This window comes from Providencia vermicola, from assembly GCF_020381325.1.
Taxonomy (GTDB): domain Bacteria; phylum Pseudomonadota; class Gammaproteobacteria; order Enterobacterales; family Enterobacteriaceae; genus Providencia; species Providencia vermicola.
Genome location: NZ_JAGSPI010000001.1, coordinates 145183 through 160175, shown reverse-complemented (window position 1 = coordinate 160175; position 14993 = coordinate 145183). Strand labels below are relative to the sequence as shown.

Here is a 14993-nt window from a genome sequence, read left to right as displayed (position 1 = left end):
TCCTATTCAATAAAAATCCAGAAGCAGCCACCTAATGCGCTGCCTTTAATGGCAAGGGAAATGCCCAAAACGGTTCATTTCCCTCTACCGAAAACTCATTGTGAGTTTTCTCAACACTTAATACCGACTACGATTTACTGCATTTTCAGGGAGCTCAAAAAATGCCACGGTATCCACTAAGTTATTGGCTTGGTCTTCCAGTGCCGCTGTTGCACTGGTCGATTGTTCGACTAATGCCGCGTTTTGTTGTGTGACTAGGTCCATTTGACTCACTGCGGTAGCAACTTGCTCAATCCCACGGCTTTGCTCATTCGATGCAGACGCAATATTTCCCATTAATTCAGTTACTTGGTTCACTGCCGCAACCAGTTCGTTCATGGTCGCACCCGCTTCATTCACCAGCTGGGAACCTTGACTTACACGTCCCACAGACTCATCAATTAACGTTTTAATCTCTTTTGCCGCTTCAGCACTACGTTGTGCTAATGCTCTAACTTCGCCAGCGACAACAGAGAACCCGCGACCTTGCTCACCTGCACGCGCCGCTTCAACTGCTGCATTTAGGGCTAAAATATTGGTTTGGAAAGCAATACCATCAATCACGCTAATAATTGCGCTAATTTTTTGCGAACTGTTAGAAATTGATGTCATGGTATCGATGACATCTTCGGTAATTTCACCGCCTTTAGTTGCCGTTTTCGATGCACTGACAGCGAGCTCACTGGCTTGACGCGCATTATCCGCATTCTGCTTAACGGTCGCTGTTAACTCTTCCATACTGGCTGCCGTTTCTTCAAGGGATGCAGCTTGCTGTTCAGTACGTGATGATAAGTTATTATTACCTAAAGCAATTTCACGAATACCTGTATACATTTGGTCAGTATTCGAACGCAATGCACTGACGGAGGTGGCTAACGATTCTTGCATTTGTTTGAGTTTGCCAAATACTTCACCGATTTCATCGCCCGTCGTAATTTCAATATTTTGGTTTAGTTTGCCATCAGCCACTAAAGCAAAGTGTTCTCCCATACTTTTCAATGGGTTAATTACTTTGCGTTTCATCCAATAATGGGCAAAAGCGATCACTAGAATAATAATCACAATCACCGAACAAAATGAGCTCCACGCAAAGGTGTTGTACATGCGTGCAGCAGAAAGAGACTCATCATTTTCAGCATTCAATAATTCAAGATATTCATCAATTACTTGAGTTAATTGATCTTGATTTTCTTGGGCTGGAAGCTCAATGTAAGCTTCGATATCTTTGTTATCTAAGTGTGTTTTTAATGCTTTGAGTGTTGCGACAAAAGCTTGATATCTCGCATCAAGGGCGGCAAGGTTTTCTTTTTCACTCAAAATCGGTTGGTTTTTAAATGTGGTGTAATCTTTTTGCGCTTCTTCTAATAATTTGCCAAAAGTGACTTGTGTTTCTTCGATGAGCTGGTCATGACCACTCACTTTATTCAGCAATGCAATTTGCGTTAAGCTATTACGTGCTTGTATTAAATGTTTATTGGTTTCCTCAAGCATTGCACGCTTATCAGAGCCCAAATCAATACGTTCTAATGCTTTTAACTCACTAACAACAATTCCAACAGAAACCCCGCTCGACACAATCTGCATTCCACAAAATAAAAACAGAAGCAGATATAAACTCACCGAAATTCGGATATTTTTACCAAACATAGATAATCCCCATTTGTGCCAGCTAAGAGAGCTGTTCGCTTAAAACATTGCTTGTTTTCTAATGCACAGAAACGCTGCAAAGCCAAAGCCTTGCAGCGTAAAACCATGCTTAATGTTTAGAAAGTTTCCCAGTTGTCATCATCTTTATGTTCCTTCGATGATAATTTTTTTAAATCCGGCGTTTTAACGATATTGGATACCGTTCTTGCTGCTGGTTTTGTATTACGTATTTCACTTTGTTTTAACGGTGGTAGACGGAAAATAGAGATAAGCTGCGACAGTTTCGCGACTTGCTCTTCTAACACATTCGCTGCAACCGCTGATTGCTCCACTAACGAGGCATTTTGCTGAGTCACTTTATCCATTTCAGCGACTGCAATGCTGACCTGTGAAATCCCCTTGCTTTGCTCATCAGAAGCAGTCGCAATGTGCGTCATGATGTCTGTCACTCGCGTGACCGATTCCACAATTTTCGTCATCGTTTCACCCGCATCTTCCGCTTGGCGCGCGCCCGTTCCTGTTCTTGAAACAGAATCTTCAATCAATGTTTTGATTTCTTTCGCGGCATCCGCACTGCGTTGCGCTAAGTTACGCACTTCATCTGCCACGACAGCAAAACCGCGGCCATGCTCACCCGCACGCGCGGCTTCAACCGCAGCATTCAGTGCTAAGATATTGGTTTGGAAGGCAATACTGTCAATCACCGCAGTGATATCAGAGATTTTTTGTGAACTATCAGCGATGTTCAACATGGTACTCACCACATTGGAAACCACTTTTCCACCTTCTTTCGCAATAACAGACGCTTGGTTTGCATACTCGCTAGCTTGATGGGCGTAGTCTGTATTTTGCTTAACCGTTGCGGTTAATTCGCTCATACTGGCGGAAGTTTCTTCCAAACACGCCACTTGCTGCTCAGTACGAGAAGAAAGGTCGTTATTACCTGCGGCAATTTCAGTGGTACCTTGGTAAATAGTTTCACTACCATCTAATACGCCGCGAACTGTATTAATCAGCTCTTGTTGCATGTGCTGAACGCCATTGGCTAATTCGCCAATTTCGTTATTCGAGGCTGTCGTAATAGAAGGCGTTAAATCACCTGATGCGAAGACTTTAATCCGCTCGTTTAATAAACCTAACGGCTCAATAATGCCTTTACGCACATAGCGATAACTAAAGAAACCAATAAAGGCGAGCAGAATCGATAATGTCACCAGCATATATAATGATTGGCGATAATTATTATCTGCATTAACAACTTCGCTTTGGAAATCGGCTGAAATATCGGCGAAATAAGCATTAAATTGCTCTTCGAACTTCATTTGATGACCCGATGTTCTATGAGCATAGAAACCTTCTAAGTCTCCTTTTTCCGCGAAATCACTGAGCTTAATTAATGCATCACGGTAGGTTTCATAAGTGCTAAAAAGCTGTTCAAACTTGGCTTTATCATACTCTGAACTTTGCATCAGCTTGTTGTAACGAGCATAAGCATCATCCGCAGCTTTAAAGTTGCGTTTTGCCGCTTTAATCAGGTCTTCCGTTGTCGCATCATCTTGAATTTTGCGGCCGTCTAATAGGTAGGCGTTGATTGACCGATTTAAATTGGCTCGGGCCTGTAAAAGGTTAACCCAGCTTTCCGTTAATACTTGTCTTTGGCGTTGTAGTGAATTTAAATAACTAATACTGTCGCTGTTATCGCCGAGTTTAGTGAACATCAACCCACTGGATACCAGTTGCAATAAAATAAAGATAAAAATGACGGACAAAAGTCCTGATACGATTTTAATTCGACTGTACATGACGTTTTACTAACATTATTTGTTGTATTTTGGATATCGGTCATCTAACCAAAAACTTTAGTTAATGACTTATTATTATTTGAGCAATTATTTAGGCTGAGAATTACTCAGCCATGCTGTCAATAAGCGCCATTTCGTCACTCGTCAGTAGCTTTTCAATGTCCACTAAAATCAACATGCGGTCATTGAGTGTCCCTAAACCAGTGAGATATTGGGTGGATAACGTCACTGCAAAATCAGGCGGCGGTGCGATTTGCTCCTCATTGAGCACCAACACATCCGAAACGCCGTCAACCACAATGCCAACCACCCGGTCTTTTAAATTCACAACAATCACAACGGTGTTGTCGTTATACACCACATTTTCATGAGAGAATTTCACTCGTAAATCAATGATTGGGATAATGACACCGCGTAAATTCGTAACCCCCTTAATAAAGTCAGGTGTATTTGCGATGCGAGTGACTTGCTCGTAACCCCGAATTTCCTGCACTTTTAAAATTTCAATGCCGTACTCTTCTTCACCTAAAGTGAAAATAAGGTAACCTTCGCCGTTTTTTTCTTCTTCGTGTTTATTTAAATCATCATCTAACATAGACATGGTATATGGCCTCTATTTAGTGCACGACAGGTTGGGAAACCTGATGTTTCTTTTTGATCAAAATGCTGTTATTCATTTTTTGCAGCTCAGCTACATCTAAAATCAATGCAACAGAACCATCGCCCATAATCGTTGCAGCAGAAATGCCTGGAATTTTTCGGTAGTTACTTTCGATATTTTTCACCACGACTTGTTGCTGTCCGACCAATTTGTCCACGAGCAATGCAAAACGGTGCCCCGCATTTTGAATAATAAGCACAATGCTGTTATCCAAATTGCGCTCCGCTTCTTCAATGGAAAAGACGTGGTGCAGCTCGACCAATGGCAGATATTCACCACGAACTAAAAGCATTTTTTCTTCACCCGCAAGGCGGTAAATATCTTCTTGTCGTGGTTGTAAAGTGCTGATGATGGCGCTTAAAGGCACGATAAAAACATCTTCCGCCACTTTTACTGACATTCCATCAAGAATGGCGAGGGTTAAAGGAAGTAAAATTCGAATGATAGTTCCTTTGCCTTCGGTGAAACCGATTTGGATACGACCACCCATATCTTGAATATTCCGTTTCACCACATCCATCCCCACACCGCGACCCGATACATCAGTCACCACTTCTGCGGTGGAGAAGCCTGGTGCCATAATAAGCATCGCCACTTCATCGTTACTCATGCCATCATGCACATTCATCCCTTGAGAACGGGCTTTAGCTAAAATACGCTCACGGTTTAGACCTGCCCCGTCATCACGCACTTCAATACAAATATTGCCGCTTTGATGTGCAGCTGCGAGAGTCAATGTCCCCGCTTCTGGTTTTCCATTTGCCACGCGAACATCTGGTTTTTCAATACCATGATCTAAGCTATTACGGACAAGGTGATTTAGCGGGTCGACAATACGCTCTATCAGGCTCTTATCGAGTTCAGTCGAACTACCTTCCACTTTTAATTCAATTTTCTTGCCTAATTTAGAGGCAATATCACGCACCATGCGTGGGAAACGGCTGAAAACATAGTCCATTGGCATCATACGAATAGACATAACGGACTCTTGCAGAGCTCGCGAGTTACGCTCCAATTGAACAATAGAGCTCAGTAAATCACTGTATTCGTTTTGATCAACGTGCTGGCTGTGCTGTGTCAGCATGGATTGGATAATCACTAACTCACCGACCAAGTTGATAAGTTGATCGACTTTTTCCACCGCAACACGAATACTGCTGGAGTCCCCTTTCGGTTTTGTTACTGCTGTTTTTTTCGCAGGGCTCGATACCACAGCAGGCTTAACCGCTTCTTTTGGCGTTACAATTTCTGTTTCCTGAGCTGTTTCAGGTTCACTTTTTTGTTCTGCTTGTGGCATAAAAGCTTGGCAATCAGCAAACGTGATAGCGTCTTGTGCAATTTGTGATTCCTCCACCACAAAACACAGTACCCCACAAACATCCTCAATATCGGTATTTGTACCTAACCATACTTGGAGGCTATCGGTCGATTTTTCCGTATGATATAAATGACCAAACAGTTCGAGCTCGTCGGCAAGTAAATCGACTTCGGTTTCTTTAAGTCCACTTAAGGTAATTTTAAAGTAATGTGAAAATTCCCCTTTAGTGTCAACTTGTTGCATTTCTGACGTAACGTCTTCTACTGGTGCAACGTCTTCAATAATCGGCTCTGCTTCAATGACTTCTTCTACATGGTTCTCAACACGACTAAGCACTTCACAAATTCGTTTAAATGACTCTTCATCCGGTAAAGAATCATTTTTGTAAGCATCGAGCTGCGAGGCCATAACATCTTTGGTATCCAAAAATACATCTATGATGTCGGGAGTGAGGGGCAACTCATCATGGCGTGCCTTATCGAGCAGGTTTTCCAGTGTGTGTGTGGTGTTTTGCAACTGAGTGAAACCAAAGGTTGCAGCACCTCCTTTTATTGAGTGCGCACTACGGAAAATGGCATTTAGCTGCTCGCTATCCGGGTCAAAAGGATCGAGCTCAAGTAAATGTTGTTCCATATCCCTGAGCAACTCGTCGGCTTCATCGAAAAATGTTTGATAAAACTCAGTAATATCCATGGTTTTTATCCAGCTTCGCTTAGGTTTCACTTAACGCTGACTGCCGGAAAATCCGGCAGGCAATAAAAAATCACAATGTATCTCTTCACAAACACAGCCTATTCATTGGTTTTTTCCTGTGTTTTCACGGCTACCACATTCTCAGTAGCTATCTTCGTAGCGGGCTTACCCAATACGTCAGAAATCGGTTTTGCTCCGTCGTATTCACGTAAAATTTGTTTCGTTTCCTCATCGTTGAGAACAATGATGCTGATCCGTCGGTTAATTGGTGCAAGACCGTTGTTTTTATCTAAATGAATTGCTGATGCCATACCAACCACTCGTAAAACCTTAGTCTCATCCATGCCTCCACGAATCAGCTCACGCCGTGAAGCATTTGCTCTGTCTGATGAAAGCTCCCAGTTGCTGTAATTCGCCCCGTTGGCATAAGATAAATCATCTGTATGGCCTGAAATGCTGATTCGGTTAGGTACATCATTTAGCAAAGGGGCAATGGCGCGTAAAATATCGCGCATGTAAGGTTCCACTGTCGCAGAGCCGACTTGAAACATCGGGCGGTTTTCACTATCAACAATTTGAATACGCAGACCATCATTAATCATGTCGATCAATAAATGCGGTTTTAACTCATTTAGACGTGGGTCTTTTAAAATAGCCTGCTCAAGGGCTTCCTTAAGCTTTTCAAACCGATAACTGGCATTACCGTCAATAATATTATTCGGTTCAGGCATCACATCCCCCTCACGAAAAATGGGGTCTTTGCCCCCTCCCGGAATAGGGTTGGTCGCATCTCCACTTTTGGTACCAGGGTTAATTGCAGTACTAAGCGGAGTTCGAAAATATTCTGCAATTTGCGTGAGTTCTTGAGGACTTGAAATCGAAATCAGCCACATCACCAAAAAGAATGCCATCATCGCTGTCATAAAATCAGCATAAGCGATTTTCCACGAACCACCGTGACCACCTTGATGATGAGAATTACGTTTTTTGACTCGAATTACATGAGGGGTATTGGCTGCCATCCTAGTGTTACTCCTCGGTGGTTTCTTGTGAGCGAGCACCCACTTTTACTTCGCGGACTCTATCTTCAAGTTCAACGAATGACGGTCTATCAGCACTAAATAACACTTTACGACCGAACTCTACGGCAATTTGCGGCGCATACCCCTGTAGTGCAGATAAGAATGTCACTTTGATACATTCCATCATTTTGAGCTGTTCGCTACTGCGTAATCTAATCAGTGCTGCCAAGGGTAAAATAAATCCGTAAGCGACTAAAATACCTAAGAATGTTCCAACCATCGCATGAGCAATCAATGCGCCAAGTTCGCCCGCTGGCCTATCTGCAGATCCCAACGCATTCACGACACCTAATACCGCCGCCACAATACCAAAAGCAGGCATGGAGTCACCGACCATGTTTAAGCCCGATGCAGGAACTTCATTTTCTTGGCGGAATGTTTCGAGTTCTTCATCCATTAAGGCTTCAATTTCATGACTTTGTAAGTTACTGCTTACCATCAAACGCAAATAATCCACAATAAACATCATGGTGGATGGATCTTTGAGGATGCGAGGATATTGAGAAAAAATTTCGCTTTCTTGAGGATTTTCAATATCTTTTTCTAACGCAAGTAACCCTTGTTGGCGAGATTTATTGAGCAATTGAAATAACAATGCCATCAAGTCCATTGACATCGTTTTATTGTAGGAAGAACGGCGGAATAGTTTCGGTAATACTTTACATAGGGCGATAATGGATTTGCCACTGTTACCCACGACAAATGCACCTAAACCAGCACCTAATATAATAACAAATTCAGCGGGTTGATATAGCGCGCCTAAATGGCCACCAACCATGAGATAACCGCCAATAACCGCTATTGTAACAATGATATACCCGATGAGTATTAACACAATATTCCCTTTCACTCCGTTGGTTAACAGATGGCAGTCAAAGGGAATATTAGGAGTAACAGGCAAAAGCTTGCCTGTTGACCAAATCAATCCAATTACATTACCGCTTTCGTAATGCCATCCTGTCGATATAGCGTAATATCGGCGAGATGCTCGGAAAGTTTACGTTTTTTTATTGCTCGTGATGGCGGCTGACACAAACTACAAGTAAAACTATTTTCTGGGATGTGTGCATAAGTGATAAACGAACCATGGCAGCAGCTGCATTTTGAGCTTTGTAGCATGCCACTTTCAACAAAACGGACGAGGGTCCAAGCTCGTGTTAGTGCTAATAATGGCTCGTCACCTGGCTCTGGAATACATTGCTCAAGATACAAACGGTAAGCTTTTAAGATGGCATCAACGCCTTGGCAATGTCCACTTTGCAGTAAAAATTGATAGGCGTTATAAAACATGGATGAATGAATATTCTGCTCCCATGTCATAAACCAATCTGTTGAGAACGGTAGCATACCTTTTGGTGGCGGGCAGCCTCGAAGTTCTTTGTATAATCGAACTAAACGGCCGCGGCTAATTTGGGTTTCACTTTCTAACATTTGAAGGCGAGCGCCTAAAGAGATTAATTCCATGGCTAAGCGAATATCGTTCGCTTCTTGGACAATACTTTTTTCAGCTGCGGTACTCATCTTTTTCTCGCTATATCAGTGTCGCCTTCATTATGCGTTTGCAATAATCGGGTCGAAAGGAGGATACCTGTATGAATTTGTTGTAATTCATCAACCCTTGAGTCGCGGGTCAACTTTTCAATTGTGTCGCTATTCTCAAATCTAAACTGACAGATTAGCTGGTTTGTTTCTGCCAATTTGACCAATTGAGGAAGCGTAAGGTCTGCTAAAGTAGTTGCCATTGCATCAGAGATACCTAAGCGAAACATCGCAGAAGCTTTCTCTTGGGAGATGAGTTTTTGGGCTAATAGCAAATATGAGAGGTTAATATCGTATATATGCTTCAGAAAATCTGTCGTCGAGCTCATTTTTTTTCCTTTCCGAATATTTATCAACATCTGTGTGCAAAAAGAACAAATATGAATTTGAAAGTTTTGTGTGTCTAAAATTGGTTATTAGTAAAATTAATTAAACTGGATAAATGTATTCCATTACTTCCCATTTTTCCGTTAATCAATACCCAGTTTGGAGTATAAAAACACAAATCTTCAAACTTAAATTAAATACATTTCCTGAATACCTACAAACAATAAAGAGTGACTAAAAATTTAGCACTTTCAGTAAAAGTCAGAATTTGCCGATGTCATTATTAGTCGTCAATTATTATGCACCACTAAATTAACTATTCAAGGTACTTATGTTTCTTTTTATCTCATTGGGATAATTATCCATTGATTCATTAAATAATCTTTATTATTTCTTTATCTTGTCTTTCCCTATCTGAAATATCCGCAATACTTTAGATCACCCTAAGCTAAATGGCAGGATTTTAATCAATATCTTCACTCTCCAGATGTGATTTGAAAGCAAAAAAAACCAATCACAACATCAAAATCAAAATATTGATCCAAATCAATCTTTGGTATTGGGAAACTCAAAAATCTAATATAGATATTCCTCATTATCGGCTATTTGGGAATAAAACTTAATCATTAATTTTCAATAAGTTTAATGAAAGCAATAGGCATTATTCAAAATTATTCAATCCACTTCAAAGAGAGAAAAGATATTATTTTGTCATACATATTGTCCTCATATATATAACTTTCATTAGAATCATTAAACTATGGTTATAATATGCTCAGATGATAATATTAATAAAATTAATAAACTTTATAAAGTCTGTCAGTAATGAAATAAATATTTAGCTTAAATATATGTGTTATATATTATTGGACGATTTATATTTTTAGTAATTTTCTTGTTATTATTTTTTTAACTAAACGCTTTCCATCAATTTATTTTTGTTTTTTTTATTAAAATAACTAAAAAATTAATTTTTTTAATAAAATGATCAACCTACAGGTAACCAAACCCAAGAACGGATCACGAAAAATCAAAGTTTCAATTGAGAACATTCTGTTTCTTATCAATTTTCTCATTCGCTTTATCTCATTAAAAATAAGAATAAAACAGTGCTGACATCTTGTATTTTAATTTGTATTTTTACTTAATTTGTTTAGGGTTTTACATTGGCACGTTAAAAACATAATAACAATAGGTTATTATAACCATTGATTACTATATACTTTTATTTTAACAAATCCAGCTTAATGCTAATTTAACTTAAGTAAATTTGCTTAGTTGGTGAACACATATAATTGGAATGAGTTGATTTTAGTTAAAATAATTCAGTTAGCTTTTCGAGTACAAATTCAACAAAATGAAGTATGTCTATTTGAGAAAAAAGATTATAAGAATTGAGACTTTGTTCACATTTAGTTTCTTTATTTCCAAATAGTTTCTAAATAAAACTATGTTGTTATAGATACATTTACGCCTACAAGATCACAAAATGAACATCTTGATATCATCGAGCTCAATAAGCCATCTTACTCACCTATAATCTCGCTTATTCTGCATACAGGTTTGACTGAAGCTCTCTTAGATTTACTTTATACTAGCGGCTTTTAATACCAACTATAAAAGGAAAGGTATGTTTACTTATTTTGCCAATGCTGAATTTGTTGAAGAAGAAGGTGCATTTGAAATCAATTTTTATGATTTTCCAGATATTCAAGGCGTCACTTTTTGCAAAGATGATGTTGAATTGGAAGCCGAAGAGGTTTTACTGGCAACGTTATCTGAATTAGTGACGTCAAGAAAAGCAATTCCACTACCGCAAGAACGTACAGAAAGTGCAGAAAGTGCAGAAAGTGCATTCCCAGTATACTTGCCTATTTTAGTCTGCCTCAAAGTCGCCCTACATAATGCAATGTTAGACACTAAAACTTTACGTGTTGATTTAGCTAGAAAAATGAATATTAATGCGCAACAAATAGAACGCTTACTCGATGTTCACTACGCGTCAAAAATTGAGATGCTAGAACAGGCTTTGTACCTATTAGATTATGAAGCTAAAGTAACTGTGAAAAAAAGGTCGCAACATGAATAGCATTACTTACCTGCACCACAATAGGTTATTGGTCTGTTTATTTCAGATTAAGCAGATTAACATATTGAGCCTCCTTTTTTTATTACCTTATTGGCTGTTTTAACAGCCTATTTATTATTTTTTGATCATTGCTTTTTTATCGATACTTATTCATTTCAGAAAAATACTGTTCAATCAATTTTCTTTTAATTTGTTAGTGATACATTTATTTAACAAATAGAACTTTGACATACATTACATATACTCAATGCTCTCTCTGTGTTTTGATTACTCAACTTAGAGTCAGGTAAATCAGACTGGCTCAAAGCTTATTCAAGATGAATTTGAGTAAAAAAGAGAAATTGTTTCGAAGGCAATAATAAATAGTTTTTTTGCATCATAAAAAGCAATAAGCCACTCTTTAAAAGTGGCTTACTATACTGATAATACAGCTTAATTCTGGTGGGTTGTTGGGGGTTCGAACCCCAGACCGAGCGATTAAGAGTCGCCTACTCTGCCAACTGAGCTAACAACCCAGTGCAAAATATTTAACGCCTATCAATTGCTACAGTCAATATTATTCTGCTATTTTTATTGTGTAAGTTAATTTTTAGTATTGAATGTTAAATTAACGCTAATGGTAGATTGAATAAGCAGCACTTCGATTTCAACAAAGTAAGTTTTCCTTACTCTAATTGAGATTTATGTCACAATATTTCACGCAAACATAACCACACAAATAAAAAAATACTGTGGTCAATTATAACAAACTACTACGGACACTTTACAGTATGGAAGAAAATACAACTTCAAACCCAGCTCAGCACTCCGCTGATCGTAATCAGTTAAAACGAAGCCTTAGTAACCGCCATATTCAACTTATTGCAATTGGCGGCGCAATTGGAACGGGTCTATTCATGGGGTCAGGGAAAACCATCTCTCTTGCAGGGCCATCGATTATATTCGTATACATGATAATTGGCTTCGTACTATTTTTTGTTATGCGAGCAATGGGTGAACTTCTACTCTCTAACCTTAACTATAAATCCTTCAGCGACTTTTCTGCTGACCTTATCGGGCCATGGGCAGGTTTTTTCGTCGGCTGGACATATTGGTTCTGTTGGGTGATCACTGGTATCGCAGATATTATTGCCATTACCTCCTATGTCAGTTTCTGGGTACCCGATTTTCCTGAATGGGTGACTTCATTTATTTGTGTCATCACCCTACTCACACTAAATTTAGTGTCCGTTAAGCTTTTTGGTGAGCTTGAGTTTTGGTTTGCGATGATAAAAATTGTCGCCATTATTGCCTTAATTGCAGTAGGCGGAACGCTTATTGCGATGAATTTCCAATCGCCTACAGGCCATACTGCATCATTGAGTAACATTTGGAATGATGGTGGAATGTTCCCTATGGGAATAAGTGGTTTCTTTGCAGGCTTCCAAATTGCGATATTTGCATTTGTTGGGATTGAATTAGTCGGTACCGCAGCCGCTGAAACCCGCGATCCTGAAAAATCGCTACCAAAAGCCATCAATGCAATCCCAATTCGCATCATTGCCTTCTATGTTTTATCACTTATTGTGATTATGGCCGTAACACCTTGGCGGACAATTTTGGCAGATAAAAGCCCATTTGTTGAAATGTTTGTGTTAATCAGTCTTCCTGCAGCGGCCAGTATCGTTAACTTTGTGGTGCTAACATCAGCCGCTTCATCCGCAAACAGTGGTGTATTTTCCACCAGCCGTATGTTGTTTGGTTTGTCTAAAGAAGGTGATGCACCGAAGAAATTTAGTCAGTTATCGAAAAAAGCCGTGCCTGCAACAGGGTTAATTTTCACCTGTATATGCCTCAGTTTTGGTATTGTGCTCATCTATTTTATTCCTGATATCATGCATGCGTTCACCTTAGTGACTACAGTATCCGCTATCTTATTCATGTTTATTTGGAGCATGATTTTATATAGTTACCTCAACTTTCGTCGTAAGCGCCCAGAAATGCATAAAGCCTCCCATTATAAAATGCCTGCGGGGATTATTATGTCCTGGGTTAGCTTAGCATTTTTTGCTTTTATGATTGTCTTACTCGCATTCCAACACGATACAAGACAAGCCTTAATCGCAACCCCCATCTGGTTCATTGTGCTGCTTATTGGCTACCAAATTGTGAAACGTCGTAAAACACATTAAACACCATTTCGCTATCCTCCAATAAAAAAGGCCGAACCTATTTAACAGTTCGGCCTTCTTAATCGTTCATCTCAAGATAACAACTATTACTTTGCTTTATATTCCGCTTCCGCTTGTTCGAAACGTTCTTGTGCTTCTGCACTTGGCGCTTTAGTCATTAAACTCACCACGACAATCGCGATAGTTGCAAAGATAAAGCCAGGAATAATTTCATACAATGCAAACCATTTGTATTGCATCCAAACTAATACGGTTATAGCGCCCACCAACATACCCGCCAGAGCACCTGTGCGTGTCATACGCTTCCAAAGCACAGACATCAAAACAACAGGACCAAACGCAGCGCCAAACCCCGCCCATGCATTGCTCACTAACCCTAATACTTTGTTATTTGGATCACGGGCGATATAGATAGCAATAGCCGCAACTAGCAGCACCATAAAACGCCCGACCCACACTAACTCTTTTTGGCTCGCTGTTTTACGAATAAACGGCTTGTAGAGATCTTCGGTCAATGCACTTGCACACACTAATAATTGGCAACTTAAAGTACTCATTACTGCGGCTAAAATTGCAGAAAGTAGCACACCTGCTATCCATGGATTAAATAATATCGCCGCTAATTCCATGAAAATACGTTCGTTATTCTGCGTGACAGCCCCAGCTACACTTGGGTTCATTTCGAAATAACCGATACCAAAGAAGCCAACGGCAATAGTACCGCCTAAGCATAACACCATCCACGTCATGCTAATGCGCCTTGCGGAGTGGATTGTTTGGTGTGAATCTGCCGCCATAAAGCGTGCTAAAATATGAGGTTGCCCAAAATAGCCTAAACCCCAACCAAGTAAAGACAGAATTGCAATAAAATTCATCCCCTTGAACATATCAAGGTATTCAGGGTTTTTCGCTTTTATCACTTCAATAGAGGTATCTATGCCACCCATAGATAAAATAACGACAATTGGCGTGAGGATCAGAGCAAAAATCATTAACGAAGCTTGAACCGTATCTGTCCAGCTCACGGCTAAAAAGCCCCCTAAGAATGTATAAGCAATAGTGGCTAATGCCCCTAACCACATCGCTTTTTCGTAGCTAATATGGAATGTACTTTCGAACAATAATCCACCTGCAACAACACCTGATGCACAATAAATGGTGAAGAAAACTAAGATAACAATGGCAGAAATAATCCGTAAGATTTTACTACTGTCCTCAAAACGGCTGGTAAAATAATCTGGTAGCGTCAAGGCATTATTATTTTTTTCTGTTTGCAAACGTAAGCGACCTGCTACGAATAACCAGTTAAAATAAGCCCCTAGCGTTAATCCGATTGCAATCCAACTTTCAGAAATACCTGCGATAAAAATCGCGCCAGGTAACCCCATCAGTAACCAACCGCTCATATCTGATGCACCCGCTGATAATGCGGTCACCACACTACCTAAACTTCGTCCTCCGAGAATATAATCATCAAAGTTTTTTGTTGAGCGATAGGCTAAATAGCCAATTAATAACATGCCAGTAATATATACGATGAACGTGACAATCATCGGAGTGCTTACAGTCATCTATATTCTCCATTGAGTAGCTTAATAATGTAGTTATCTTTATATGAATTGCCG

General features: G+C 39.8%; 11 protein-coding genes and 1 tRNA gene. 2 read left to right on the top strand and 10 right to left on the bottom strand.

Translation table 11 applies throughout. The features are described 5' to 3' along the window. Window positions 1–117: 117 nt before the first annotated feature. The 8 genes from KDJ85_RS00660 to flhD form a co-directional block, all read right to left on the bottom strand. Window positions 118–1686, bottom strand: a complete 1569-nt coding sequence (locus tag KDJ85_RS00660; protein WP_225817988.1) for a methyl-accepting chemotaxis protein — start codon at window positions 1684–1686, stop codon at window positions 118–120. Between the two features lie 116 nt (window positions 1687–1802). Beyond that, entirely contained in the window at window positions 1803–3488 is a 1686-nt protein-coding gene (locus KDJ85_RS00655) for a methyl-accepting chemotaxis protein (RefSeq protein ID WP_206083833.1), read from the bottom strand. A 103-nt stretch (window positions 3489–3591) separates the two neighbouring features. Continuing rightward, complete coding sequence (cheW, locus tag KDJ85_RS00650) at window positions 3592–4089, bottom strand: chemotaxis protein CheW (protein WP_004909833.1); 498 nt, start codon at window positions 4087–4089, stop codon at window positions 3592–3594. A gap of 16 nt (window positions 4090–4105) precedes the next feature. Then, a complete protein-coding gene (gene cheA / locus KDJ85_RS00645; protein ID WP_225817986.1) occupies window positions 4106–6160 on the bottom strand; it encodes a chemotaxis protein CheA in 2055 nt (684 codons plus the stop codon). Window positions 6161–6258: 98 nt separating this feature from the next. Then, complete coding sequence (gene motB / locus KDJ85_RS00640) at window positions 6259–7182, bottom strand: flagellar motor protein MotB (protein WP_225817985.1); 924 nt, start codon at window positions 7180–7182, stop codon at window positions 6259–6261. A 7-nt stretch (window positions 7183–7189) separates the two neighbouring features. After that, the gene (gene motA / locus KDJ85_RS00635) at window positions 7190–8077 is read right to left on the bottom strand and encodes a flagellar motor stator protein MotA (protein ID WP_225817983.1); all 888 of its coding nucleotides are present in this window, start codon (window positions 8075–8077) and stop codon (window positions 7190–7192) included. Between the two features lie 95 nt (window positions 8078–8172). After that, window positions 8173–8763 (bottom strand): flagellar transcriptional regulator FlhC, encoded by a 591-nt coding sequence (flhC, locus tag KDJ85_RS00630; RefSeq protein WP_206083830.1) that lies wholly within the window; start codon window positions 8761–8763, stop codon window positions 8173–8175. Continuing rightward, on the bottom strand, window positions 8760–9110 hold the full coding sequence (gene flhD / locus KDJ85_RS00625) for a flagellar transcriptional regulator FlhD (protein WP_206083829.1): 351 nt from the start codon (window positions 9108–9110) through the stop codon (window positions 8760–8762). Before flhD ends, flhC begins: the two co-directional genes overlap by 4 nt. A gap of 1628 nt (window positions 9111–10738) precedes the next feature. Between flhD and KDJ85_RS00620 the strand changes: the two genes are divergently transcribed. Beyond that, window positions 10739–11197, top strand: coding sequence for a type II toxin-antitoxin system HicB family antitoxin (locus KDJ85_RS00620; RefSeq protein ID WP_225817982.1), 459 nt, complete (start codon window positions 10739–10741; stop codon window positions 11195–11197). A gap of 439 nt (window positions 11198–11636) precedes the next feature. Here KDJ85_RS00620 and KDJ85_RS00615 read toward each other — a convergent pair. Further along, window positions 11637–11712, bottom strand: a tRNA-Lys gene (locus KDJ85_RS00615). A gap of 255 nt (window positions 11713–11967) precedes the next feature. Here KDJ85_RS00615 and cycA point away from each other — a divergent pair. Beyond that, on the top strand, window positions 11968–13368 hold the full coding sequence (cycA, locus tag KDJ85_RS00610; protein WP_206086742.1) for a D-serine/D-alanine/glycine transporter: 1401 nt from the start codon (window positions 11968–11970) through the stop codon (window positions 13366–13368). Between the two features lie 86 nt (window positions 13369–13454). Here cycA and putP read toward each other — a convergent pair whose 3' ends face one another. Continuing rightward, window positions 13455–14939 (bottom strand): sodium/proline symporter PutP, encoded by a 1485-nt coding sequence (gene putP, locus KDJ85_RS00605; protein WP_225817980.1) that lies wholly within the window; start codon window positions 14937–14939, stop codon window positions 13455–13457. Window positions 14940–14993: the final 54 nt, after the last annotated feature.